The organism is Streptomyces lushanensis, assembly GCF_001700515.1.
In the GTDB taxonomy this organism is placed as follows: domain Bacteria; phylum Actinomycetota; class Actinomycetes; order Streptomycetales; family Streptomycetaceae; genus Streptomyces; species Streptomyces lushanensis.
This window is the reverse complement of the sequence record NZ_MAUD01000660.1, coordinates 342-889: the sequence shown is the minus strand read 5'-3', so window position 1 is coordinate 889 and position 548 is coordinate 342. Positions and strand designations below refer to the sequence as shown.

The following is a 548-nucleotide window of genomic DNA, read 5'->3' as shown; positions in this document are numbered from 1 at the left end:
GCGCGGGTTTGGGACCGCGGGTTTGTGGCATGGGGTGCGGGGAATGCCTGCGCCCCATGACGTGTTCTTCGTTACGAACACGAGGAGGAGCGGTAATCGTGCTTGATCCGCAGGGTTTGTACGAATGGGAGCCCAAGGGCCTGGCCGTCGTCGACATGGCGCTGGCGCAGGAGTCGGCGGGCCTGGTCATGCTGTACCACTTCGACGGCTATATCGACGCGGGTGAGACCGGCGACCAGATCGTCGAGAACCTGCTGGAGTCGCTGCCGCACCAGGTGGTGGCCCGATTCGACCACGACAGGCTGGTCGACTACCGCGCCAGGCGTCCACTGCTGACCTTCCGGCGCGACCGCTGGACGGCCTTCGAGACGCCGTCACTCGACGTACGGCTCGTGCAGGACGCGACCGGTGCGCCGTTCCTGCTGCTGTCCGGACCCGAGCCGGATGTGGAGTGGGAGCGTTTCGCGCTCGCCGTACAGCAGATCGTGGACCGTCTCGGCGTGCGTCTGTCCGTCAACTTCCACGGGATTCCGATGGGCGTTCCGCAC

1 protein-coding gene is annotated in these 548 nt (G+C 66.2%); it reads left to right on the top strand.

The annotated features are described in order from the left end of the window. Window positions 1-98: 98 nt before the first annotated feature. Window positions 99-548, top strand: a 450-nt coding sequence (locus BFF77_RS37595; protein WP_245704045.1) for a PAC2 family protein, incomplete at its 3' end; no start/stop codon positions are given.